The sequence below is a fragment of the Achromobacter sp. 77 genome (genome assembly GCF_020541125.1).
Classification (GTDB): domain Bacteria; phylum Pseudomonadota; class Gammaproteobacteria; order Burkholderiales; family Burkholderiaceae_B; genus Achromobacter; species Achromobacter mucicolens.
In genome coordinates this window covers 161096-183972 of the sequence record NZ_CP059848.1, presented here as the reverse complement: position 1 = coordinate 183972, position 22877 = coordinate 161096, and the positions used below count along the sequence as shown (strand labels likewise).

Here is a 22877-nt window from a genome sequence, read left to right as displayed (position 1 = left end):
AACAAGCGGGGCGTCCCCTTTGCCACCGGGGCCATCAGGGCTCCTGCCGCACCGCGCTTATATAATGGTCAATTCGCTCTTTCCGGGCCATCTCCCCCCGTCATGTCTGCCGTCAGCCTAGAAAACGTCTCCAAGATCTACTCGCCGCGCCAGCGCGGCTGGCAGAAACTGCTCGGGCGCGCGCCCCGGCCCGGCTTTCAGGCGCTGGACAACGTCAGCCTGAACATCGAGCATGGCGAGTTTTTCGGCCTGCTCGGTCCCAACGGCGCCGGCAAAACCACGCTCATCTCCATCCTGGCGGGCCTCGCGCACGCCACCTCGGGCCGCGCCACCGTCTGTGGTTACGACGTCGTGGCCGACTACAAGTCGGCGCGGCGGGCGCTGGGCGTCGTGCCGCAGGAATTGGTCTATGACCCGTTCTTTACCGTGCGCGAGACGCTGCGCATCCAGTCCGGATACTTCGGCCTGCGCAAGAACGACGACTGGATCGACGAGATCCTGTTCAACCTGGGCCTGGCCGACAAGGCCAATTCCAACATGCGGGCACTGTCCGGCGGCATGAAGCGCCGGGTGCTGGTGGCGCAGGCGCTGGTGCACCGCCCGCCGGTCATCGTGCTGGACGAGCCGACCGCGGGCGTGGACGTGGACCTGCGCCGCACGCTGTGGGAGTTCATTTCGCGGCTGAACAAGGCCGGCCACACCATCATGCTCACCACGCACTACCTGGAAGAGGCCGAGGCGCTCTGTAACCGCATCGCCATGCTCAAGGGCGGGCGTGTCGTGGCGCTGGACACCACCCAGGCGCTGCTTGCCCGCGTGGGCGGCGTGGACCTGGAAGACGCCTTCGTGCGCATCATGCACCAGGACGACGAGCCCGGCGCGCGCGCCCTGCAACCCGAAGAGATCTCATCATGACCCAGCCCGCCACGCCTGCCGGCCAGCCGCTGGTGCAGCCCCGCCTGGACGCCGGCTCCGGCTTTCCGACCCTGCTGCGCAAGGAATTGCTGCGCTTCTGGAAGGTCAGCTTCCAGACCATTGCCGCGCCCGTCATCACTGCGCTGCTGTACCTGCTGGTCTTCGCGCATGTGCTGGAAGGGCGCGTCACGGTGTACGGCACCGTGCCCTACACGTCGTTCCTGATCCCCGGGCTCATGATGATGAGCATGCTGCAGAACGCGTTCGCCAATCCGTCCTCGTCGCTCATCCAGAGCCGCATCACCGGCAACCTGGTGTTCATGCTGCTGCCGCCGCTGTCGCACCGGGACATCTTCGGCGCCTACGTGCTGGCCGCGATCGCGCGGGGTCTGGCGGTCGGCCTGTGCGTGTGGGCCGTGGCGCTGTTCTTCGTGCCGCTGGCGCCCGCGCATCCGCTGTGGGTGCTGGTCTTTGCAGTGATGGCGTGCGGCATCATGGGCACGCTGGGGCTGGTCGCGGGCCTGTGGTCCGAAAAATTCGACCAGCTCGCGGCCTTCCAGAACTTCCTGATCATGCCGGCCACCTTCCTGTCCGGCGTGTTCTATTCCATCCATACGCTGCCGCCGTTCTGGCAAAGCGTCTCGCACTGGAACCCCATCTTCTACACCATCGACGGATTCCGCTACGGATTCTTCTCGGTGTCGGACGTCTCGCCCTGGCACAGCCTGGCGGTGGTGACGGCGGTGTTCCTTGCGCTCTCCGCTTACGCGCTGCGGCTTCTGGCCAGCGGCTACAAACTCAGGAACTGACGTCCATGCTTCCCACTCCCGCGCAAGTCCGCCAATACATCGCTGACGGCCTGCCCTGTGAACATCTCGACGTGCAGGGCGACGGGTCGCATTTCGACGCCGTCATCGTCAGCACGGCCTTCGAAGGCAAGCGCCTGATCCAGCGCCACCAGCTCGTCTACGCCGCGCTGGGCGACCGCATGAAAGCCGAGATCCACGCCCTGTCGATGCGCACCCTGACCCCCGCCGAATACCAGAAAGCGGGCGAATGATGGACAAGCTTCGCATTACCGGCGGCGCGCGGCTGCATGGCGAGATCTCGATTTCCGGCGCCAAGAACTCGGCCCTGCCGATCCTGTGCGCGGGTCTGCTGACCGCCGACACGCTGGTTCTGTCCAATGTGCCGCGCCTGAACGACACCGGCACCATGCTGCGCCTGCTGGCCCGCATGGGCGTGCGTGCCGAACGCGCCGACGACGGCATCGTCACGCTGCAGGCCGGCAACGTCGACAGCCTGGAAGCGCCGTACGACCTGGTCAAGACGATGCGCGCCTCGATCCTGGTGCTGGGCCCGCTGGTCGCGCGGTTCGGCGAGGCCCGCGTCAGCCTGCCCGGCGGCTGCACCATCGGCCAGCGGCCGGTCGACCAGCACATCAAGGGCCTGGCCGCGCTGGGTGCTGAAATCAGCATCGAGCACGGCTTCGTGGTGGCGCGCGCCAAGCGCCTGAAGGGCGCCTCCATCCGTACCGACATGGTCACGGTCACCGGCACGGAAAACCTGCTGATGGCCGCCGTGCTGGCCGAGGGCCGCACCGTGCTGGAAAACGCCGCGCGCGAGCCCGAAGTGGTGGACCTGGCGGAACTGCTCATCAAGATGGGCGCCCGCATCCAGGGCCACGGCACCGACCGCATCGTGATCGACGGCGTCGAGCGTCTGCACGGCGCCGAACACCGCGTCATCTCCGACCGCATCGAAGCCGGCACCTTCCTGTGCGCGGTGGGCGCGGCCGGCGGCGACATCCTGCTCAAGAACGCGGATGCCGACATCCTGGGCGCCACGCTGGACAAGCTGACCGAAGCGGGCCTGACCATCGAGACCGGTCCCGGCTGGATCCGCGGCGCGATGGACAAGCGCCCCAAGGCCGTGGGTTTCCGCACGCACGAGTACCCGGGCTTTGCCACCGACATGCAGGCCCAGCTGATGGCGCTGAACACCGTGGCCGACGGCACGTCGGTCATCGTCGAGACCATCTTCGAGAACCGCTACATGCACGTGCAGGAACTGCGCCGCATGGGCGCCCAGATCGACATCGACGGCCACACCGCTGTCGTGCGCGGCGTGCCGCGCCTGTCGGGCGCAACCGTCATGGCGACCGACCTGCGCGCCTCGGCCAGCCTGGTCATCGCTGGCCTGGCCGCCGATGGCGATACGCTGGTCGACCGCATCTACCACCTGGATCGCGGCTACGATCAGATGGAAGTGAAACTGCGCGCCCTGGGCGCGGATATCCAACGAGTTACCGGCAAGGAACAGGCTCAATGAGCAATGCCTCCGTCACCCCCCTGACCCTGGCGTTGTCCAAGGGCCGCATCTTCGAAGAGACCATGCCGTTGCTGGCGGAAGCCGGCATCGAAGTCCCCGAGAACCCCGAAAGCTCGCGCAAGCTCATCCTGCCCACCAGCGATCCCGGCCTGCGCCTGATCATCGTGCGCGCCTCGGATGTGCCCACCTACGTGCAGTACGGCGCGGCCGACCTGGGCATCGCGGGCAAGGACGTGCTGATCGAGCACGCCAAGGAACAGCCCGGCGGCCTGTACCAGCCCATCGACCTGAACATCGCCAAGTGCCGCCTGGCCGTGGCCGTGCGCAACGGCTTTGACTACGACGCCGCGGTCCACCAGGGCGCGCGCCTGCGCGTGGCCACCAAGTACGTGCAGTCAGCCCGTGAACACTTCGCGGCCAAGGGTGTGTACGTGGACATCATCAAGCTGTATGGTTCGATGGAACTGGCGCCGCTCGTCGGCCTGGCCGATTGCATCGTCGACCTGGTGTCCACCGGCGGCACGCTGCGCGCCAACGACCTGGTCGCCGTGGAAGACGTCATGCCGATCTCGTCGCGCCTGATCGTCAACCAGGCTGCCCTGAAAACCCGCGGCGACCGCCTGCAGCCGCTGCTGGACGCCTTCGCAAGAGCGGCCTCCCGCAACGTCTGATTCCCGCCCGCCGCGCCCGGCGCGGCGGCCGATACCGTTACCTGCTTTGCTCCATGACGCCATGGCCCTGATCAATCGTCTCGACTCCCGCGATCCCGGATTCAAATCCGCCCTGTCCAAGCTGCTGGCCTTCGAGGCCACCGAGGACGAATCCATCGACCGCGCCGCCGCCAGCATCCTGGCCGACGTGCGCACCCGCGGCGACGCCGCGCTGGTGGAATACACGCAGCGGTTCGACCGCATGCCGGACGCGGCAGCGCATACGCTGGAGATCCCCAAGGCCGATTGGCATGCGGCCCTGGCCGGGCTGCCGGCCGCGCAGCGCAATGCGCTGGAAGCCGCCGCCGACCGCGTGCGCGCCTACCACGAGCGCCAGCGCGCCGAGACCTGGACCTACACCGAAGCCGACGGCACGCTGCTTGGCCAGCAGGTCACGCCGCTGGACCGCGTGGGCCTGTACGTGCCCGGCGGCAAGGCCGCGTATCCGTCGTCCGTGCTGATGAACGCCATTCCGGCCAAGGTCGCGGGCGTGCAGGAATTGGTCATGGTCACGCCCACGCCGGACGGCGTGCGCAACCCCATCGTGCTGGCCGCGGCCGCCATCGGCGGCGTGGACCGCGTGTTCGCCATCGGCGGCGCGCAGGCCGTGGGTGCGCTGGCCTATGGCACCGGCACCGTGCCGGCCGTGGACAAGATCGTCGGCCCGGGCAATGCCTACGTCGCGGCCGCCAAGCGCCGCGTGTTCGGCGTGGTCGGGATCGACATGATCGCCGGCCCCAGCGAAATCCTGGTCATCTGCGACGGCAAGACGCCGGCCGACTGGATCGCGATGGACCTGTTCTCGCAGGCCGAGCACGACGAGCTCGCCCAGTCCATCCTGCTCTGTCCCGACGCCGCCTTCATCGAAGAGGTCGAAGCGGCCATCGCCCGCCTCTTGCCCACCATGCCGCGCGCCGACATCCTGCGCGTCAGCCTGGCCAACCGCGGCGCGCTGATCCTGGTGCGCGACCTGGAAGAAGCCTGCCAGATCGCCAACGACATCGCCCCCGAGCATTTGGAAATCTCCACCGAGCAGCCCGAAGTCTGGACCGCCCGCATCCGCCACGCCGGCGCCATCTTCATGGGCCGCTTCAGCTCGGAAGCCCTGGGCGACTACTGCGCCGGCCCGAACCACGTGCTGCCCACCTCGCGCACGGCGCGCTTCTCGTCGCCGCTGGGCGTGTATGACTTCCAGAAGCGCTCCAGCCTGATCCAGGTCTCGCACGCCGGCGCCCAGACGCTGGGACGCATCGCCGCCGAACTGGCGCTGGGCGAGGGCTTGCAGGCGCATGCCGCAAGCGCCCAGTACCGGGTCGACAAGACATGAGCGCGGGACCGGCGGACGTCGCCGGCCGCGTCAAAGGCACCGTCCGCGCCGACATCCGCGAGCTGGCGGCGTACCCCGTCGCCCATGCCGAAGGCTGCATCAAGCTGGACGCCATGGAATGCCCGTACGAGCTGCCCGAAGCCGTGCGCGACGACATTGCGCGCGCCGTCCGCGACACGCCGCTTAACCGCTATCCGTCCGCGGATCTCTCCGCGCTGCAAGCCGCCGTCAAGACAGCCTTCGGCGTGCCCGATGGCGCGGACGTGCTGTTTGGCAACGGCTCGGACGAGCTCATCCACCTGATGGTCCAGGCGTGCTGCAATCCGGGCGACGTGGTGCTGTCGCCCTGGCCGTCGTTCGTGTACTTCGACATGGCCGCGCGTTTTGACCACGCGCGTTTCGTGGGCGTGCCGCTGACCGATGACCTGACCCTGGACCTGCCGGCCATGCTGGCGGCCATCGGCCAGCATCAGCCTAAGCTGGTGTTCCTGGCCACGCCCAACAATCCCACGGGCGGTCTCTGGTCGCGCGAGGACGTGGACGCCATTATCCAGGCCGCGCCAGGGCTCGTGGTGATCGACGAGGCCTACCAGCCGTTCGCGGACTACACCTGGATGCCGCGCGTGCTGGAGGCGCCCAACGTGGTCGTCATGCGCACCGTGTCCAAGATCGGCCTGGCGGGGCTGCGCTTTGGCTACCTGGCCGGCGATCCGGCCTGGATCGCCGAGCTGAACAAGGTGCGCCCGCCCTACAACCTGAACGTGCTGACGCAGGCCACGCTGCAGGCCGTGCTGCGGCACAAGGCCGTGCTGGACGAACAGGCGGCCCGGCTGCGTGCCGACCGCGAGCCATTGGCCGCGGCGCTGGCGCAATTGCCCGGCGTCAGGGTATTCCCTTCCGCGGCCAATTTCATTCTGGCCCGCTTTTCCGGCAAGCTCGACGGCAACGCCGTGCATCTTGCCCTGAAAACGCGCAAAATATTGATTCGCAACTTCTCCAATGCCCACCCGCTGCTGGCCAACTGCCTGCGCATCTCGGTGGGCGCCCCGGCCGAGAACGCCGCCTTGCTATCCGCCCTGCAAGAGATCCTGAGTGCTTAACATGCGTACCGCAGAAATCACCCGCAACACCAACGAAACCCGCATCCGCGTGGCCATCAACCTGGATGGCACCGGCAAGCAGACGATCGACACGGGCGTGCCCTTCCTGGATCACATGCTGGACCAGATCGCGCGTCACGGCCTGATCGACCTGGACATCAAGGCCGAGGGCGACCTGCACATCGACGCGCATCACACGGTGGAAGACGTGGGCATCACGCTGGGCATGGCCATCGCCAAGGCCGCGGGCACCAAGGCCGGCCTGCGCCGCTACGGTCACGCGTACGTGCCGCTGGATGAAGCGCTGTCGCGCGTGGTGGTGGACTTCTCCGGCCGTCCCGGCCTGGAATATCACATCCCGTTCACGCGCTCGCACATCGGCAGCTTCGACGTGGACCTCACGCGCGAATTCTTCCAGGGCCTGGTCAATCACGCGCTGATCACGATGCACATCGACAACCTGCGCGGCTTCAACTCGCACCATCAGGCGGAAACCGTGTTCAAGGCCTGTGGCCGCGCGCTGCGCATGGCGCTGGAAGTCGACCCGCGCATGGGCGACGTCGTGCCGTCCACCAAGGGCGTGCTGTAAGGTACGCAACCCAGGCAAGCCATCCCCTTCGCACCGCACCAGGCAGACAGAAGTGACCACTATCGCCATCGTCGACTACGGAATGGGCAATTTCCATTCCGTCGCACGCGCCCTGAAATACGCCGCGCCTGACGCCGACATCCGCATCTGCAACCAACCCCAGGAAATCGCCGCCGCCGACCGCGTGGTGTTTCCGGGCCAGGGCGCGATGGCGGACTGCATGCGCACCCTGAACGAATCCGGACTGCGCGACGCCGTCGTGCGCGCCGCCCGCGAAAAGCCCCTGCTGGGCGTCTGCGTGGGAGAACAGATGCTGTTCGACGCCAGCGAAGAAGGCGCCACCACCTGCCTGGGCCTGTTCCCGGGCGTCGTGCGCCGCTTTTCCGGCCCCGGCTTTGCCGACCTGATCCCCGCCGACGACGAAGCCTGCCTGGCCGACACGGGCGCGGCAGGTCTGGCGGACACCCGCCCCGAGCGCCTGAAGGTGCCGCACATGGGCTGGAACAAGGTCCGCCACACCCGGTCTCACCCGATCTGGGAAGGCATTCCGGACGACTCGCACTTCTACTTCGTCCATAGTTATTACGCCGATCCGGCCGATCCAGGCCTGACGGTTGGTGAAACCGATTATGGCGTCACCTTTACCTGCGCGGTGGCGGCAGCTAACATTTTCGCGGTGCAGTTCCACCCCGAAAAGAGCGCCGAGCACGGTTTGCGCCTGTATCGCAATTTTGTAGACTGGCAGCCGTAGGCCCCGAGCCCCGTGCGCCAGCCCGTTCAACCCCATTTTTTTTCTCGCTGCCAACCATGCTGCTGATCCCCGCCATCGATCTCAAAGACGGGCGTTGCGTGCGCCTGCGCCAGGGTGACCTGGACGATGCAACGGTGTTCTCCGAAGACCCCGCCGCCATGGCCACCCGCTGGCTTGACCAGGGCGCCCGCCGCCTGCATCTGGTCGACCTGAACGGCGCCGTCGCCGGCAAGCCCAAGAACGAAGCGCCCATCAAGGCGATCCTGGACGCCGTCGGCGACGACATTCCCGTCCAGATCGGCGGGGGCATCCGTGACCTGGACACCATCGAGCGCTACCTCGACGCCGGCATCTCCTACGTCATCATCGGTACGGCCGCCGTCAAGAATCCGGGCTTCCTGCAGGACGCCTGCGGCGCTTTCCCCGGCCAGATCATCGTCGGCCTGGACGCCCGCGACGGCAAGATCGCCACCGATGGCTGGAGCAAGCTGACCCGCCACGACGTGCTGGATCTGGCCAAGAAGTTCGAAGACTACGGCTGCGAAGCCATCATCTACACCGACATCGGCCGTGACGGCATGCTGTCGGGCGTCAACGTCGAAGCCACCGTACGCCTGGCCCAGCACGTGCGCATTCCCGTGTACGCCTCGGGCGGCATCGCCGGCATCCAGGACATCGAGGCGCTGTGCGCCGTCGAGGAAGAGGGTGTCGAAGGCGCCATCCTGGGCCGCAGCATCTACGAAGGCACGCTCGACTTCCAGGCCGCGCAGGCGCGCGCCGACGAATTGGCAAAATGACCACATCCAGCAGCACCCCCGGGGCCGGCGCGACCATGCACAACGCGCTGACCCGCCGCATCATTCCCTGCCTTGACGTCACGGCCGGCCGCGTCGTCAAGGGCGTGAACTTCGTCAACCTGCTCGACGCGGGCGACCCCGTCGAGATCGCCCGCCGCTACAACGAGCAGGGCGCCGACGAACTCACGTTCCTGGACATCACCGCCACCAGCGACGGCCGCGACCTGATCCTGCCCATCATCGAGCAGGTGGCCTCGCAGGTCTTCATTCCGCTGACGGTGGGCGGCGGCGTGCGCCAGGTGTCCGACATCCAGCGTCTGCTGAACGCCGGCGCCGACAAGATCAGCATCAACAGCGCCGCGGTGGCCAATCCCGACCTGGTTCGCGCCGCCTCGGACTACCACGGCTCGCAATGCGTGGTCGTGGCCATCGACGCCCGCCGCGTCTCCGCGGCCGGCGAACCGGCGCGCTGGGAAGTCTTCACGCACGGCGGCCGCAAGGCCACCGGCCTGGACGCCGTGGCATGGGCGCGCCGCATGGCTGCTTATGGCGCGGGCGAAATCCTGCTCACCAGCATGGACCGCGATGGCACCAAGTCCGGCTTCGACCTGGAACTGACCCGCACCGTCTCGGACGCGGTACCGGTGCCCGTCATCGCCTCCGGCGGCGTCGGCAACCTGCAGCATCTGGCCGACGGCGTCACCACCGGCCGCGCCAGCGCGGTGCTGGCCGCCAGCATCTTCCATTTTGGCCAGCATACCGTCGGCGAGTGCAAGCGCTTCATGGCCGAACAGGGCATCGCCGTACGATTGGACTGAACATGAGCAACGAACCTGCCTGGATGGCCGACGTCGTCTTCGACGAAAACGGCCTGATCCCCGCCATCGCCCAAGACGCCGAAAACGGCCAGATCATGATGGTCGCCTGGATGAACCGCGAATCGCTGGCCGAAACGGCCGCCACCGGCCGCGCGGTCTATTGGTCGCGCTCGCGCAAGCGTCTGTGGCGCAAGGGCGAAGAATCCGGCCATGTCCAGGAAGTGCATGAACTGCGCCTGGATTGCGACGGCGACGTGGTCCTCCTGAAGGTCCACCAGCAAGGCGGCATCGCCTGCCACACCGGCCGCGCCAGCTGCTTTTTCCGCCGCCTGGAAGGTCAGACCGACCATGCGTCGTGGGTCACGGTGGATCCGGTGCTCAAAGACCCGGAACTCATCTACAAATGACCGATCAGACCCTGACCGCCGCCGACATCCTGGCGCGCATCGCAGACACGCTGGAAACGCGCCGCCCGCAAAATGGCGGCGATCCCCAGGCTTCCTACACGGCCAAGCTGCTGGCCAAGGGCCCCGACGCCTTTTTGAAGAAGATCGGGGAAGAAGCCACGGAACTGGTCATGGCCGCCAAGGATGGCGTGCCCGACCGCATCGTCAGCGAAACCGCCGATTTGTGGTTCCACTGCCTGGTGGCGCTGACGCATTTCAACCTGCGGCCTGAAGACGTGCTGGCCGAGCTGGCACGCCGCGAGGGCCTGTCGGGCCTGGTGGAAAAGGCAAGCCGCCCGAAAGACTGACCACGGAAACCAAACCCATGAGCGACAACTGCCTTTTCTGCAAGATCGCCGCCGGCGACATCCCGTCCAAGAAGGTCTACGAGGACGAGGACTTTGTTGCATTTCACGATATCAATCCGGCCGCGCCGGTCCATTTACTGCTGATTCCTCGACGTCATGTCACATCCATGCAGGATATTACGGGCGAGGACGCAGATTGGTTGGGTAGAATGATGTCGTTGGCGCCGCGGCTTGCCGCCGAAAACGGTTGCCGTCCGGGCCCTGATGGCGGATTTCGCATCATGATCAACTCTGGCGTCGAAGGCGGCCAGGAAGTCCCGCATCTGCATTTCCACATCATCGGCGGCTCGCGTCCCTGGAAAGGGCGCGTGGCCCCCACTGCGTAATTCGGAGAATCATCATGGGTAGTTTCAGCATTTGGCATTGGTTGGTCGTCCTGGTCATCGTCGCGCTGATTTTCGGCACCAAGAAGCTGCGCAACATCGGCGGCGATCTGGGCGGCGCGGTCAAGGGTTTCAAGGACGGCATGAAGGAAGCCAACAGCGACAAGCCCGCCGAACCGGTCACGCAGCAGCGCGTTGCCGGCGACACCATCGACGTGCAGGCCAAGGAAAAGTCCAACTCCTGAGCGTCAGCCAGTCTCCCTCCGGGCCAGCCCTGAACGGGCCGGCCCTTATTGCTTCAATTCCCGAGCGGCCGTCGAATGTTTGATGTCAGCCTCACTGAACTGATGGTGATCGGCGTCGTCGCCCTGATCGTCATCGGCCCCGAACGCCTGCCCAAGGTTGCCCGCACCGTCGGTCACCTGCTGGGGCGCGCGCAGCGTTACGTCAATGACGTCAAGTCCGATATCCAGCGCGAAATCGAACTCGACGAACTCCGCAAGTTCAAGACTGAAATGGAAGACGCGGCCCAGGGCGTGCAGCAATCGCTGAACGAGACCGGCGCCTCGCTGCAGGAACCCGTGCAGCAGTTCCGCGCCGAATTGGACGAAGTCGCCCGCGAAGCCAGCGGCAAGGCCGCTCCCGCCTCACCGGCCACGGCGACTGCCACGCAGGCGCCCGCCGCGGACACGCCCGCCGAGCCCGCGCGCACGATCGCCCCGCCCAGCCAGAACCACAATCTGGATCTGGACCTGCCTGCCGCCGAGCCCCAACCCGTGCCCAACGCCGACCCGCGCCCGGCCGCCCCCCAACAACAACCCGCCCCGGCGCCCAGCGCGACCGCGGCTGACGTCGCCGCGCCTGCCGCCAAGCCCGTCTCGCCTTCCGGAACTTCGTCGTGACCCAGGACGCAACCCAAGAAGAAGGCCAGCAAGAGACCTTCATCTCCCATCTGGTCGAGCTGCGCACCCGTCTGCTGCGCGCTGTCGGCGCCGTGGTGGCGGTGTTCATCGTGCTCTTCATCTATCCCGGCGCGTCGGCCATCTACGACGTGCTGGCCGCGCCCATGCTGGCCTCGCTGCCCGAAGGCACCCGCATGATCGCCACCGGCGTCATCACGCCGTTCATGGTGCCCGTCAAGGTCACGATGATGGCCGCGTTCATCGTGGCGCTTCCGGTGGTGCTGTATCAGGCCTGGGCCTTCGTGGCCCCCGGGCTGTACCGCCACGAAAAGCGCCTGGCGCTGCCGCTCATCGTTTCCAGCACGTTTCTCTTCATCGCGGGCATGGCGTTCTGCTATTTCGTGGTGTTTCGCACGGTGTTCCACTTCATCGCCACGTTCGCGCCGCAATCCATCACGCCGGCGCCGGACATCGAGGCCTATCTCAGCTTCGTCATGACGATGTTCCTGGCGTTCGGCATCACGTTCGAAGTGCCGGTGGCGGTCGTGCTGCTGGTCAAGATGGGCGTGGTCGAACTCTCCAAGTTGAAGGCCGCGCGCGGCTACGTGGTGGTGGGCGCCTTCATCATCGCCGCCGTGGTCACCCCGCCCGACGTGGTCAGCCAGTTCATGCTGGCGGTGCCGCTTTGCCTGCTCTACGAGGTCGGACTGATCTGCGCCCGCATGGTCACACCCAAGGAAAGCGCGTCAGAGGACGACGCAGCGTCGGACTCCCTGACCGAACGCCACTGACCCCAGGCGCACAGCCACCAAGACGGTCCGCATAAAAGCGGACCGTTTTACCTTGTCGGCCTCTGACCGCAGTCCTACATTGCAGTCATGTCGCTTTCTCAAAGACTGCGCACCCTCATGCGGTGGCGCGGCATCCATAGCCAGAACCAGCTTGCGCGCCTGTCGGGCGTGCCGCAGTCCTGCATTCATCGCATCCTTACCCGCGAAGACCGCTATTCGCCCGCCCGCAATACGCTCGTGCGCCTGGCGCACGCCCTGGGCACCAGCGTGCCGTGGCTGACAGATGGCGTGGTGCCCGCCGCCGCGCCCGGGGCCAACCCCGCGCCCCGGCTGCCAGACGCCGCAGCCAATGGCGTCGATGGCTACTGCGCCGAAATCTGCGCGCGGCTTGCGCCGCAACCCGACAGCACCAAGCGGCTGATCCTGGCCCTGGTGCGCGAACTGTCTGACAAGCCCGGCACCGGCATCAGCCCCGGCGCCGCCCGTGCGGCGGCGCGTAAATGCGCCTAGCGCGGCTTGCCCGGTCGTGTACCCACCACCACCGCCAGCTCCGCGGGCTTGCCGCCGCGCAATATGCCCAGCGCGGCCCGCTGGCCGGGCGGCAACTGCGCAATCTCCGATAGCAGGCCGGTCGTGTCCGCCACCCGCTTGCCATTGACCGACTGCACGATGTCGCCCACGCGCAAGCCGCCGCGCGCGCCCGGGCCATCGCGCATGACGCCGGCGATGATCACCCCCGTCGTGTCGCGCGGCAACGCAAAGGCCCGCGCCAGTTCCGGCGTCACGTCCTGCGGCTCCACGCCCAGCCAGCCGCGCTTGACCGAACCGGTCTTGACGATATCGTCCATCACCTTGCGCGCAATCTCGATCGGCGTTGCAAACCCGATGCCCATCGACCCGCCAGATTCCGAATAGATGGCGGTATTGATGCCCACCAGGTTGCCGTAGGCGTCCACCAGCGCGCCGCCCGAGTTGCCGGGGTTGATCGCCGCGTCGGTCTGGATGAAGTTCTCGTAGGTATTCAGGCCCAGGCCATTGCGGCCCAGCGCCGACACGATGCCCTGCGTCGTCGTCTGACCCACGCCAAACGGGTTGCCGATCGCCAGCACCACGTCGCCCACCCGCAGGCCTTTGTCGGACGCCAGCGTCGCGGCGGGCAGCTCGCGCAGGCTGGACAACTTGAGCACCGCCAGGTCCGTGTCCGGATCCGCGCCCACGACCTTGGCCGTGTCCCGCCGCCCGTCGCGCAGCGCCACCTCGATGGCGTCCGCGGCCTGCACCACGTGATAGTTGGTCAGCACGTAGCCGTCCGCGTTCACGATCACGCCCGAGCCCAGGCTGGTCGAGGCCTCCCGGCGGCTCGCGCCCGGCATCTGTCCAAAGAGCTGGCGCAGCACCGGGTCATCGGGCAGCGGGATCAACGGCACGTTCACGTGTTTGGTGGTGAATACGTTCACCACCGAAGGCGCCGCCTTTGCCACGCCGTCCGCGTACGACACCGCGCCTACGTCGCCGGCGGGCGCGCGCACGGGCGCCGCTGTGGCCGGCAGGACCGCGCCGGGCCCGTTCACCCGCAGCAGGTCGGGCCGCAACGTCGTCACCACGAATAGAATACCCAGGCAGACCGTGACGGCCTGAGCAAAGATCAGCCAATATCGGCGCATGTTTCTGATAGGACTAGCAATGAATAAAGTGGACTCCCGCGTCCTGGCCAGCTGGCTGGACGACACCCTGCAGACGGCCCGTTTCAAGGACTACTGTCCCAACGGGATGCAGGTGGAAGGCCGATCCGAGGTCGGACACATTATCACCGGTGTGACGGCCAGCGAAGCATTGCTGCGCGCCGCCGTCGAACGCGGCGCGGATGCGGTGCTGGTGCACCATGGCTGGATGTGGCGCAACGAAGACCGCCGCGTCATCGGCACCCGTCGCACCCGCATGGCCCTGACGCTGAAGAACGACCTGAATCTGTACGCCTACCATCTGCCGCTGGATGCGCACCCCACGCTGGGCAACAACGCGCAGCTGGCGCGTGTGCTGGGCCTGTCCCCCGCGCGGCGCGACGATGGCGCGCCCCTGACCTGCGGCCAGGACGGGCTGATCTGGCTGGGCGAGGCCAGCGGTCTGCAGACCCTGGGCCAGTTGGGCGAGCGCGTGGCGCAACGCCTGGGCCGCCCGCCGCTCGTCGTGGGCGATCCGGACCAGCCGCTGGCGACCATCGCCTGGTGCACGGGCGGCGCCCAGGGCATGATGGCCGACGCCGTGGATGCGGGCGCAAGCGTCTACATCACCGGCGAAGTCTCGGAATCCACGGTGCACCTGGCTCGCGAAACCGGGGTCGGCTTCATCGCGGCCGGCCACCACGCCACCGAGCGTTACGGCGTCCAGGCGCTGGGGCAGGCCGTGGCCGAGCGCTTCGGCGTCAAGGTCGAATTCGTGGATATCGACAATCCTGCCTGACCCCACCGCCCCTTCAAATCAAAAAAGCGTCCGTTCAAGGACGCTTTTTCATTTACGGGCGCTTGAGCAGGTCGCGAATTTCGCGCAGCAGGGCGACGTCTTCCGGCGTCTTGGCCGGCGCCGGCGCTTCCTCCTGCTTGTTGCGGGCCTTGTAGATGGCCTTGACCATCCAGAAGATCACGAACGCCAGCAGAACGAAATTGATGACGATGGTGAGGAAGTTGCCCCACGCGAAGACGATGGCGCCCGCCTTGGTCAGGTCCGCGTAGTTCATCGGCCCGGCATACCCATCGGGCATGGACAGTACCAGGAACTTATTCGAGAAATCGACCGATCCGCCCAGGATGAAATTGACGAGCGGCATGATGATGTCCCGCACCAGCGAGTCGACGATCCTGCCGAAGGCCGCGCCGATAATGACACCGACGGCCAGATCGACCGCGTTGCCCTTGACCGCGAAATCTCGAAACTCTTTGACGAAACCAGTCGATTTGCTCATAAATCCGCTCCATTCGTGATACGCCTGGGGTAGGCTGGCCTATAATACGCGGTTGCTATGTTGTTACATATTCCCGCGAACCCGATGCCGCAGAAGTGATGCTACTCGTTGAGCGGGCGCATCAACAAGGATAGGAAGATGAGTCAGGATACGCTGGTGCATGACGATGACGGTGCGGTTGATCCCAACCTGCCACCTGATCCTTCGCGACGTTTCTGGGTTACCACCGCCTGTGCTGTGGGTGGCGTAGCAGGTGTCGCAACGGCAGTGCCGCTTGTGAGCACGTTTTCTCCCTCTGAAAAAGCCCGTGCGGCCGGGGCGCCCGTTGAGGTGGATGTCGGCGACATTCCCGTCGGCGCCATGAAAACGGTCGAATGGCGCGGCAAACCGGTGTGGATCATCCACCGCTCGCCCGAGCAGCTCGCCGGTCTGAAAGGGCTGGATTCCCAGCTCGCCGATCCGCAATCCAAGCGGCCCGGCTTCACTCCTCCCTATGCCGAAAACGAAGCCCGCTCGCGCAAGCCCGAGCTCTTCGTCTGCGTCGGCATCTGCACGCACCTGGGCTGCTCGCCTACCGCGCACTTCGAAACGGGTGGCGGCGGCGGTCTGGGCGCGGATTGGCAAGGCGGATTCCTCTGTCCCTGCCACGGCTCCACGTTCGACCTGGCTGGCCGGGTCTTCAAGAACAAGCCTGCCCCCGATAATCTCGAAGTTCCGCCGTACCAGTACCTCAGCGACACCCGCATCATCGTGGGCGTCGATGAAGACAACAAGGCCTGACGCTCGCGTCGCGCTTTTTTCCCGATCTACGTAAGTAAAACAATACGCCACGTATTAGAGAAGGAGCCGTTACATGGCTGGCGAGAAAACCGTCGAGACGACAGGCCTGTTGGGCTGGCTGGACCGGCGCTTCCCGGTGACCTCCACCTGGAAAGCCCATCTGTCCGAGTATTACGCACCCAAGAATTTCAACTTCTGGTATTTCTTTGGCTCGCTGGCGCTTCTGGTGCTGGTGCTGCAGATCGTGACCGGCATCTTCCTGGTCATGCACTACAAGCCGGACGCCGAGCGCGCGTTCCAGTCCGTCGAATACATCATGCGCGAGGTCCCGTGGGGCTGGCTGGTGCGCTACATGCACTCGACCGGCGCCTCGATGTTCTTCGTGGTGGTTTACCTGCACATGCTGCGCGGCCTGCTCTACGGTTCCTACCGCAAGCCCCGCGAACTGGTGTGGATCTTCGGCGTTGCGATCTTCCTCTGTCTGATGGCCGAAGCGTTCTTCGGCTACCTGCTGCCCTGGGGCCAGATGTCGTACTGGGGCGCCCAGGTGATCGTGAACCTGTTCGCGGCCATCCCGTTCATCGGCCCTGAACTGTCGATCTGGATCCGCGGCGACTACGTCGTGTCCGACGCCACGCTGAACCGCTTCTTCGCCTTCCACGTCATCGCCATTCCGCTGGTGCTGATCGGCCTGGTTGCCGCGCACCTGGTGGCGCTGCACGAAGTCGGCTCCAACAACCCGGACGGCGTCGAGATCAAGCAGGGCCCGAAGGACAAGTACGGCCGCCCGAAAGACGGCATCCCGTTCCATCCGTTCTACTCGGTGCATGACCTGGTGGGCGTGGCGGGCTTCCTGCTGGTGTTCGCAGCCATCGTGTTCTTCGCCCCGGAAATGGGCGGGTACTTCCTCGAGTTCAACAACTTCATTCCCGCTGACTCGCTGAAGACGCCTCCGCACATTGCGCCGGTCTGGTACTTCACGCCGTTCTACTCGATGCTCCGTGCCACCACCGATGAATTCACGTGGGTGCTGGCGGGCGCGTCGGTGCTGGGCGCCATCGTGCTGTTTGCCAAGAGCAACCTGAAGGGCTTCATGCGCATCGCCGTCCCCGGCATCCTGATCGTCGTCGCCGTGCTGCTGCGCGTCATCGACGCCAAGTTCTGGGGTGTGGTGGCCATGGGCGGCACGGTCGTCATCCTGTTCTTCCTGCCCTGGCTGGATCATTCGCCGGTCAAGTCCATCCGCTACCGCCCCACGTGGCACAAGTGGATCTACGGCATCTTCATGGTCAACTTCCTGGTGCTTGGCTACATCGGTACGCAGCCGCCCAGTCCGCCGTTGAACCTGACGTCGCAGATCGGCACGCTGCTGTACCTGGCCTTCTTCTTCCTGATGCCGGTATGGAGCCGCCTGGGCACCTTCAAGCAAGTGCCCGACCGCGTCACGTTCCACGCCCACTGAGCCAACGAGAATAACGGACTAACCATGATCAAGAAGCTGATTGGTGCCGTGGCCTTGATGCTCACGTGTACCGCTACCTTTGCCGCCGGAGGCGGCTATCCGCTGGACAAGGCGCCTTACCGCGTCAACGACATGGCGTCGCTGCAAAACGGCGCCAAGCTGTTCGTCAATTACTGCCTGAACTGTCATAGCGCATCCTCGATGCGCTACAACAAGCTCCGGGACATCGGCCTGACCGACGAACAGATCAAGACAAGCCTGCTGTTCACCGGCGAAAAGATTGGCGACATGATGCACGTCGCCATGACGCCGAAGGACGCCAAGGCCTGGTTTGGCACGACGCCCCCGGACTTGTCCGTGATCGCCCGCGCCAAATCCGTGAACGCCGGGCCCTCGGGATCCGACTATCTGTACACCTACCTGCGCACCTTCTACCGCGACACGTCGCGCGCCACGGGCTGGAACAACCTGGTCTTCCCGTCGGTCGGCATGCCGCATGCCCTCTGGCAGGAACAGGGTCCGCGCGAGCTGACCACGGTCGCTGTCCACGAGGTCGAAGGCAAGGACGGCGCCCCCAAATCCTGGGAACGCGTCACAACGGTGTACGATGCACAGGGTTTTGCCACGGTGAAGGCCGAGCCGTTAGCCAATCACCATGGCCATGCCACTTTCGATGCCAAATTCAAGGCCGCCAACCCGGCCCAAACCGCAACATACGACAACGACGTCGCTGATCTGACCGCATTCATGTCCTGGATGGCCGAGCCCGTCCAGACACTGCGTGTCCGCATCGGCGTCGGCGTCATGTTGTTCCTGCTCCTGTTCTTCTTTGTTACGTGGCGCCTGAATGCCTCGTACTGGAAACACGTGCGCTAACCGTAACGCCCCGCCAGGTTCCCCAGCCACCCCGTCTATCGGGGACGGAAGAGGCGGATAGGGCCGTACGCCTATCCTGCCTGGCAATTGGGGCCAGCGCCTGCTAGATTTAGGCGCTGGCCTTTCGTTTTTCAATAAAGGACTTACCGCCATGATGGTGCTCTATTCCGGAACCACGTGTCCGTTTTCGCAACGCTGCCGCTTCGTGTTGTTCGAAAAGGGTATGGATTTCGAGATCCGCGACATCGACCTGTACAACAAGCCCGAAGACATCTCGGTGATGAACCCGTACGGTCAAGTGCCCATTCTGGTCGAACGCGACCTGGTTCTGTACGAGTCGAACATCATCAACGAGTACATCGACGAGCGCTTCCCGCACCCGCAGCTCATGCCCGCCGACCCGGTCATGCGCGCCCGCACGCGGCTGTTCCTCTACAACTTCGAGAAGGAACTCTTCGTTCACGTCTCGACGCTGGAAGACCGCAGCGCCAAGCCCGACGAAAAGAAGCTCGCCAACGCTCGCCAGAACATCCGCGACCGTCTGGCCCAGTTGGCCCCGATGCTGCTCAAGAACAAGTACATGCTGGGCGAGGAATTCTCCATGCTCGACGTGGCCGTCGCACCGCTGCTCTGGCGCCTGGACCACTACGGCATCGAACTGCCCAAGAATGCGGCTCCGCTGCAAAAGTACGCCGAACGCATCTTCTCGCGCCCGGCCTACATCGAAGCGCTGACGCCTTCGGAAAAAGTGATGCGTCGCTAAGGCTGGTTGTGTAATGGGTGAAACTTCGACCAAACCGTATCTGATCCGCGCACTGCACGAATGGTGCACCGATAACGGCTACACGCCGTACATCACCGTGCAGGTCGACGAGCACACCATGGTGCCCGTCGCCCACGTGCGCGACGGCCAGATCACGCTGAACGTGGGCACGCTGGCCACCAACCGTCTGGTGCTGGGCAACGAATTCATTGAATTTCAGGCCCGCTTCAGCGGCGTGACCGAAAACGTCTACGTTCCCGTGGGCGCCGTCAGCGCCATCTATGCGCGCGAAACCGGCGCCGGCATGGGCTTCGAGGTCCAGCCCTACGAGCCGCCCGAAGCCGGCGCCCAGAGCGCCTCGCCGGCCCCTGCCGCCCCGGAAGGCTCTGACGCCAATCCCGCCCCTGGCGACGACGACGGCGACGACGACGAACCCAAGCGCCCGCGCCTGACCATCGTCAAATAACGACCCCACGAGAGGGGCTGCATTTTTTTCATTACAATGCAGTCCCTGCGCGTGCCCCGGCACGCTTCGCCGGTGTAGCTCAGTTGGTAGAGCAGCTCACTTGTAATGAGAAGGTCGAGGGTTCGATTCCTTTCACCGGCACCAGAGAAATACCCCAGCAAAAAGGCCGATTCCTTGTGGATCGGCCTTTTTTTTGCATTGGATCGCCGCCCCATTGGCCGGCGGCCCGCCTTCGATGCGTTTTCCAAATTCTTCTGATTGTCCGCCGTTCGACGCAGTGTTGTTCTAAGGCTCTGCGAATCCCGAGGATTAATCATGAATGGCCGCCCGATTGTTCGTGTAGGCGACAAGACCACGCATGGAGGTACGGTGACGGAGGGGTTCTCCTCCTATGACGTTCTTGGCCGTGCCGCTGCGGGAATGGGGCACATGGTGACTTGCCCTCGCTGCGAGGGCGTTTTTCCCATCGCCGAAGGTGTCGCCACTTTCGCTATCGACGATAGCTTCGTTGCAGTCGACGGCATGAAAACGTCATGCGGCGCTTCGCTGATCGCGAGTCAAGCTATTGCGGTTGTGTACCTAGATCCAGGTGGCATCGTTAGTGCATCGGTCGACCGTAGCGCATCCACGGAAAGCTCGCTGACAGATCAGACTTTTTCGGGGCAGAGGCTCTCCAACGAACACCAACGTACCGGCTGTGATCACCCTGACACGGCAATACAGCTGGCCGAGTACATCGTCCGTGAGATGAAGACCAATCCATTTTCCATTCGCGGTCGACAGATCCATGACGCCAACCACTACGACATCAGGGCGTATTACAAAGAACTGGAAAATGCACCTTGGTATCTCAGGCTGTCAGCGCGTAAAACCTACATCGAGAGGAAGGTAGAACAGCAGCTTTCCGCGTACATGCTTTTTGCCGACATCATCGGCCCAAGTCGCCCCTGGGACCACAAGTCCATTTTGCGGCGAATGCTCGGCCCCCGCCTCAATAAAGGTTGGCAGAAGTACGGCTCTTTTGACTATTACTATGACATCTGGTCCAACATCCATTATGGATATGTGGGCGTTGCGCTCGGCTTTGATAGTGCCGAACTCATCAATTCGGCAGGCATCGCACAGGCGCTTTTGGACACCTACAATGCCCTGAAGGAAACCCGATGGCCAACCATGCAAAACCATCCGGAAAACGGGCCCTGGCCAGCCAGCGCTGACGATGTGCCAGATCATATTTCGATCAAGTTGGGCTGCAATCTTTATGATCGGGCCAAACCCCACGAACTGACGACAGCAACTCTCCTGCAATTCATTGAGGCCGTACCGTTACCTTGGGGGAATGTTGAGCATCACGCCAAAGAGATCCACAACTGCGATCGCAAAGGGACGTAATGCGCTTCTTACTAAAATTCTTCGGAAGTATCGTCGGAATTCTTGCGGTGCTTTGGAGTTGCATAGCGTTGTGGGGTACGTTCTCGCCGATCGTGGTGTTGCACTACTCCGAGCGGGCGACTGACCGAATTGGCGTTTTTTTTAACGACAACGACAACACAGCGAAATTTGGCATGAGCCCGGGCGAGACGTCGGCCCAATACACGGCCATGTTTCCAAAGCCCGACATGTGGCTGCTGCTGACATTTCCCAGCCAAAGCACTGACTCGCTCGAAATCACCAACCCATTCAGGCGAATCGACGTCTGCATCGGACCTGGCGCAAAAATTGAACGGATAGTGACGCGCCACGGATTCCTTGATCGCTTTACTGAGCCGAGTCCACCCTGCGAGCCCGCGTCCAAGCGCTGAGTCGCGCCCGGGGTTCATCCATGACCCCCGGCGTTCGTCGTGAAAAGGCGGCTCGCGCCTGACGCGCATCCGCCCCCACCCGCATCACCCCAGCGCCGGCAACATATTAAACAGCAGCACCATCACCAACCCCACCACCGACACGATCGACTGCACAACGGAAATCGTCTTCGTGGCTTCGCCCATGGTCATGCCGAACGATTCCTTCACCATCCAGAATCCGGCGTGATTCGCGTAGTTGAAGAACAGCGAACCGCAGCCGATGGACAGGGCTAGCAGCGGCAAATTCAGGGTGGGGTCCGCGCCAGCCAGTGGCGCCAGCAAACCCGCGGCGCCAACGATGCCGACCGTGGCCGAGCCGGTGGAGACCGATAGCAGCATGGCGATCAGCCAGCCCAGGATCAGCGGCGGGAAAGCGAACTGGTGGGTCAGGTGGACGATGGCGTCGCCGACCTTGGCGTTCGTCAGGACCTGCTGGAAGGCGCCGCCGCCGGCGATGATGAGCATGATGCCGGCGATGGGCTTCAAGCTCTGGCCCAGCGCGCCACGCAGCTTTTCCGCGTCGCCGCCGCGCAGGAAGACCAGCGTCACGGCTGCAAACAGCACGCCCAGCAGCATCGCGACGACGGGGTTGCCGAGGAACGCGGCAACGTGCGTCACGCTCGAGTCCTTGGGCAGCAGCATTTCGGCCACGGCGTGAACCAGCATCAGCAGGGCGGGCAGCAGCGCCGCCAGCACGCCCAGTCCGACGCTAGGCGCGTTATTGCCGCCAGGGCTGTCGGTAGACGCCGTGAACTGCTCGAGCAGGGCCTCGTCCGGCCGCGTCGTCATGCGCGGGGCGATGAACGCGCCATAGAGCGGCCCGCCGAAGATCATGGCCGGCAGCGCCGCGATGAAACCGTAGATCATCGTGGGGCCCACCGTGGTCTTGAGCGTGGCGATGGCGGTCAGCGGGCCGGGATGCGGGGGCACCATGCCGTGCATGGCTGCCAGCGCGGAAATCACCGGCACGCCCACGTAGACATAGGCCGAGCCCTTGAAGCGCGCCTGGCTTTCCAGCTTGCGCGCCACGCTGAAGATCAGCGGCAGCATCACCACCAGGCCCACTTCGAAGAACATGGGGATGCCGATGACGAACGCCACCAGCGTCATCGCCCACGGAATCAGGCGGGCAGAGGTGCGGCGCAGGATGGCGTTGGCCAGGCGTTCGGTGGTGCCTGAATCCGCGAGGATCTTGCCCAGCATGGCGCCCAGCGCGATCACCACGCCCACGGCGCCCAGCGTCTTGCCGGCGCCATCGGTCAGGCTCTTGACGATGGCGCCCGGGGCCATGCCCGTTGCAAAGCCGACGCCGATGGATACGATCAGGAGCGCCAGCAGCGGGTGCATGCGCAGACGCGAGACGATCAGCGCGACCAGGACCAGAACGCTCACCAGGGCGGTGAGCAGCAATTGAATGTCGAACGAAGACATGACGTGAACCCAGAAAAGACGAGAGAGGTTGCGAGCCTTCCTTCTTCTGGCGGCCATGATACGGGATCGGGATGACGGCAAGCTTGAAAAACAGGGCCGGCTTCACCGGCCAAAACCGCAATTTTCCG

29 protein-coding genes and 1 tRNA gene are annotated in these 22877 nt (G+C 64.8%); 27 read left to right on the top strand and 3 right to left on the bottom strand.

Annotation, left to right across the window (positions count from 1 at the left end; translation table 11 throughout):
* Nucleotides 1-102: 102 nt before the first annotated feature.
* The 18 genes from H4P35_RS00885 to H4P35_RS00800 all read left to right on the top strand — a co-directional run bounded on the left by H4P35_RS00885 (nucleotide 103) and on the right by H4P35_RS00800 (nucleotide 12678).
* Nucleotides 103-915 carry an ABC transporter ATP-binding protein gene (locus H4P35_RS00885; RefSeq protein WP_056320378.1) on the top strand — a complete coding sequence of 271 codons (813 nt, stop codon included), beginning with the start codon at nucleotides 103-105 and terminating at the stop codon, nucleotides 913-915.
* The gene (locus tag H4P35_RS00880; protein WP_056320380.1) at nucleotides 912-1724 is read left to right on the top strand and encodes an ABC transporter permease; all 813 of its coding nucleotides are present in this window, start codon (nucleotides 912-914) and stop codon (nucleotides 1722-1724) included. The genes H4P35_RS00885 and H4P35_RS00880 overlap by 4 nt, the downstream gene beginning before the upstream one ends.
* 5 nt (nucleotides 1725-1729) lie before the next feature.
* On the top strand, nucleotides 1730-1975 hold the full coding sequence (locus tag H4P35_RS00875) for a BolA family protein (RefSeq protein ID WP_056320382.1): 246 nt from the start codon (nucleotides 1730-1732) through the stop codon (nucleotides 1973-1975).
* Complete coding sequence (gene murA, locus H4P35_RS00870) at nucleotides 1975-3246, top strand: UDP-N-acetylglucosamine 1-carboxyvinyltransferase (protein ID WP_056320441.1); 1272 nt, start codon at nucleotides 1975-1977, stop codon at nucleotides 3244-3246. The genes H4P35_RS00875 and murA overlap by 1 nt, the downstream gene beginning before the upstream one ends.
* Nucleotides 3243-3917, top strand: a complete 675-nt coding sequence (gene hisG / locus H4P35_RS00865) for an ATP phosphoribosyltransferase (protein ID WP_056320385.1) — start codon at nucleotides 3243-3245, stop codon at nucleotides 3915-3917. The genes murA and hisG overlap by 4 nt, the downstream gene beginning before the upstream one ends.
* Before the next feature lie 61 nt (nucleotides 3918-3978).
* On the top strand, nucleotides 3979-5283 hold the full coding sequence (gene hisD, locus H4P35_RS00860) for a histidinol dehydrogenase (RefSeq protein WP_142051890.1): 1305 nt from the start codon (nucleotides 3979-3981) through the stop codon (nucleotides 5281-5283).
* Nucleotides 5280-6383, top strand: coding sequence for a histidinol-phosphate transaminase (gene hisC / locus H4P35_RS00855; protein ID WP_179690782.1), 1104 nt, complete (start codon nucleotides 5280-5282; stop codon nucleotides 6381-6383). Before hisD ends, hisC begins: the two co-directional genes overlap by 4 nt.
* A gap of 1 nt (nucleotide 6384) precedes the next feature.
* The gene (gene hisB, locus H4P35_RS00850) at nucleotides 6385-6972 is read left to right on the top strand and encodes an imidazoleglycerol-phosphate dehydratase HisB (protein ID WP_008160445.1); all 588 of its coding nucleotides are present in this window, start codon (nucleotides 6385-6387) and stop codon (nucleotides 6970-6972) included.
* A 52-nt stretch (nucleotides 6973-7024) separates the two neighbouring features.
* A complete protein-coding gene (hisH, locus tag H4P35_RS00845; protein WP_062840181.1) occupies nucleotides 7025-7723 on the top strand; it encodes an imidazole glycerol phosphate synthase subunit HisH in 699 nt (232 codons plus the stop codon).
* 56 nt (nucleotides 7724-7779) lie between these two features.
* The gene (gene hisA / locus H4P35_RS00840) at nucleotides 7780-8520 is read left to right on the top strand and encodes a 1-(5-phosphoribosyl)-5-[(5-phosphoribosylamino)methylideneamino]imidazole-4-carboxamide isomerase (RefSeq protein WP_006224535.1); all 741 of its coding nucleotides are present in this window, start codon (nucleotides 7780-7782) and stop codon (nucleotides 8518-8520) included.
* On the top strand, nucleotides 8517-9338 hold the full coding sequence (gene hisF, locus H4P35_RS00835; RefSeq protein WP_056320396.1) for an imidazole glycerol phosphate synthase subunit HisF: 822 nt from the start codon (nucleotides 8517-8519) through the stop codon (nucleotides 9336-9338). Before hisA ends, hisF begins: the two co-directional genes overlap by 4 nt.
* Before the next feature lie 2 nt (nucleotides 9339-9340).
* Complete coding sequence (gene hisI / locus H4P35_RS00830; RefSeq protein ID WP_056320398.1) at nucleotides 9341-9745, top strand: phosphoribosyl-AMP cyclohydrolase; 405 nt, start codon at nucleotides 9341-9343, stop codon at nucleotides 9743-9745.
* Nucleotides 9742-10092 carry a phosphoribosyl-ATP diphosphatase gene (locus H4P35_RS00825; RefSeq protein WP_062840179.1) on the top strand — a complete coding sequence of 117 codons (351 nt, stop codon included), beginning with the start codon at nucleotides 9742-9744 and terminating at the stop codon, nucleotides 10090-10092. Before hisI ends, H4P35_RS00825 begins: the two co-directional genes overlap by 4 nt.
* 17 nt (nucleotides 10093-10109) lie before the next feature.
* Nucleotides 10110-10478, top strand: a complete 369-nt coding sequence (locus H4P35_RS00820; RefSeq protein WP_056320402.1) for a histidine triad nucleotide-binding protein — start codon at nucleotides 10110-10112, stop codon at nucleotides 10476-10478.
* A 14-nt stretch (nucleotides 10479-10492) separates the two neighbouring features.
* Nucleotides 10493-10720: a Sec-independent protein translocase subunit TatA gene (gene tatA / locus H4P35_RS00815; RefSeq protein ID WP_056320404.1), complete on the top strand. Its 228-nt coding sequence runs from the start codon at nucleotides 10493-10495 to the stop codon at nucleotides 10718-10720.
* 75 nt (nucleotides 10721-10795) lie between these two features.
* Nucleotides 10796-11377, top strand: a complete 582-nt coding sequence (tatB, locus tag H4P35_RS00810) for a Sec-independent protein translocase protein TatB (protein WP_226847709.1) — start codon at nucleotides 10796-10798, stop codon at nucleotides 11375-11377.
* Entirely contained in the window at nucleotides 11374-12168 is a 795-nt protein-coding gene (gene tatC, locus H4P35_RS00805) for a twin-arginine translocase subunit TatC (RefSeq protein ID WP_180099738.1), read from the top strand. Before tatB ends, tatC begins: the two co-directional genes overlap by 4 nt.
* Before the next feature lie 87 nt (nucleotides 12169-12255).
* Nucleotides 12256-12678: a helix-turn-helix domain-containing protein gene (locus H4P35_RS00800; protein ID WP_152383138.1), complete on the top strand. Its 423-nt coding sequence runs from the start codon at nucleotides 12256-12258 to the stop codon at nucleotides 12676-12678.
* Here the strand turns inward: H4P35_RS00800 and H4P35_RS00795 are convergent.
* The gene (locus H4P35_RS00795; protein ID WP_226847708.1) at nucleotides 12675-13832 is read right to left on the bottom strand and encodes a trypsin-like peptidase domain-containing protein; all 1158 of its coding nucleotides are present in this window, start codon (nucleotides 13830-13832) and stop codon (nucleotides 12675-12677) included. The two genes, H4P35_RS00800 and H4P35_RS00795, sit on opposite strands and share 4 nt — an antisense overlap.
* Before the next feature lie 19 nt (nucleotides 13833-13851).
* Here H4P35_RS00795 and H4P35_RS00790 point away from each other — a divergent pair, with 19 nt between their 5' ends.
* Complete coding sequence (locus H4P35_RS00790; protein WP_226847707.1) at nucleotides 13852-14628, top strand: Nif3-like dinuclear metal center hexameric protein; 777 nt, start codon at nucleotides 13852-13854, stop codon at nucleotides 14626-14628.
* 52 nt (nucleotides 14629-14680) lie between these two features.
* On the opposite strand, the gene mscL is transcribed toward H4P35_RS00790, so the two are convergent.
* The gene (gene mscL / locus H4P35_RS00785) at nucleotides 14681-15127 is read right to left on the bottom strand and encodes a large conductance mechanosensitive channel protein MscL (protein ID WP_152383135.1); all 447 of its coding nucleotides are present in this window, start codon (nucleotides 15125-15127) and stop codon (nucleotides 14681-14683) included.
* Nucleotides 15128-15265: 138 nt separating this feature from the next.
* Here mscL and petA point away from each other — a divergent pair, with 138 nt between their 5' ends.
* The 8 genes from petA to H4P35_RS00745 all read left to right on the top strand — a co-directional run bounded on the left by petA (nucleotide 15266) and on the right by H4P35_RS00745 (nucleotide 21276).
* The gene (petA, locus tag H4P35_RS00780) at nucleotides 15266-15907 is read left to right on the top strand and encodes a ubiquinol-cytochrome c reductase iron-sulfur subunit (protein ID WP_062840173.1); all 642 of its coding nucleotides are present in this window, start codon (nucleotides 15266-15268) and stop codon (nucleotides 15905-15907) included.
* A 73-nt stretch (nucleotides 15908-15980) separates the two neighbouring features.
* Nucleotides 15981-17369 (top strand): cytochrome bc complex cytochrome b subunit, encoded by a 1389-nt coding sequence (locus tag H4P35_RS00775; RefSeq protein WP_056320424.1) that lies wholly within the window; start codon nucleotides 15981-15983, stop codon nucleotides 17367-17369.
* Between the two features lie 24 nt (nucleotides 17370-17393).
* Nucleotides 17394-18245 carry a cytochrome c1 gene (locus H4P35_RS00770; RefSeq protein ID WP_056320427.1) on the top strand — a complete coding sequence of 284 codons (852 nt, stop codon included), beginning with the start codon at nucleotides 17394-17396 and terminating at the stop codon, nucleotides 18243-18245.
* A 151-nt stretch (nucleotides 18246-18396) separates the two neighbouring features.
* Nucleotides 18397-19008 (top strand): glutathione S-transferase N-terminal domain-containing protein, encoded by a 612-nt coding sequence (locus H4P35_RS00765; RefSeq protein ID WP_006388039.1) that lies wholly within the window; start codon nucleotides 18397-18399, stop codon nucleotides 19006-19008.
* Between the two features lie 13 nt (nucleotides 19009-19021).
* Nucleotides 19022-19474, top strand: a complete 453-nt coding sequence (locus H4P35_RS00760; RefSeq protein ID WP_226847706.1) for a ClpXP protease specificity-enhancing factor — start codon at nucleotides 19022-19024, stop codon at nucleotides 19472-19474.
* Between the two features lie 68 nt (nucleotides 19475-19542).
* Nucleotides 19543-19618, top strand: a tRNA-Thr gene (locus H4P35_RS00755).
* 171 nt (nucleotides 19619-19789) lie between these two features.
* On the top strand, nucleotides 19790-20866 hold the full coding sequence (locus H4P35_RS00750) for a PAAR domain-containing protein (protein WP_226847705.1): 1077 nt from the start codon (nucleotides 19790-19792) through the stop codon (nucleotides 20864-20866).
* Entirely contained in the window at nucleotides 20866-21276 is a 411-nt protein-coding gene (locus tag H4P35_RS00745; RefSeq protein WP_152383133.1) for a hypothetical protein, read from the top strand. Before H4P35_RS00750 ends, H4P35_RS00745 begins: the two co-directional genes overlap by 1 nt.
* 84 nt (nucleotides 21277-21360) lie before the next feature.
* On the opposite strand, the gene H4P35_RS00740 is transcribed toward H4P35_RS00745, so the two are convergent.
* Nucleotides 21361-22749 (bottom strand): GntP family permease, encoded by a 1389-nt coding sequence (locus tag H4P35_RS00740; protein ID WP_226847704.1) that lies wholly within the window; start codon nucleotides 22747-22749, stop codon nucleotides 21361-21363.
* Nucleotides 22750-22877: the final 128 nt, after the last annotated feature.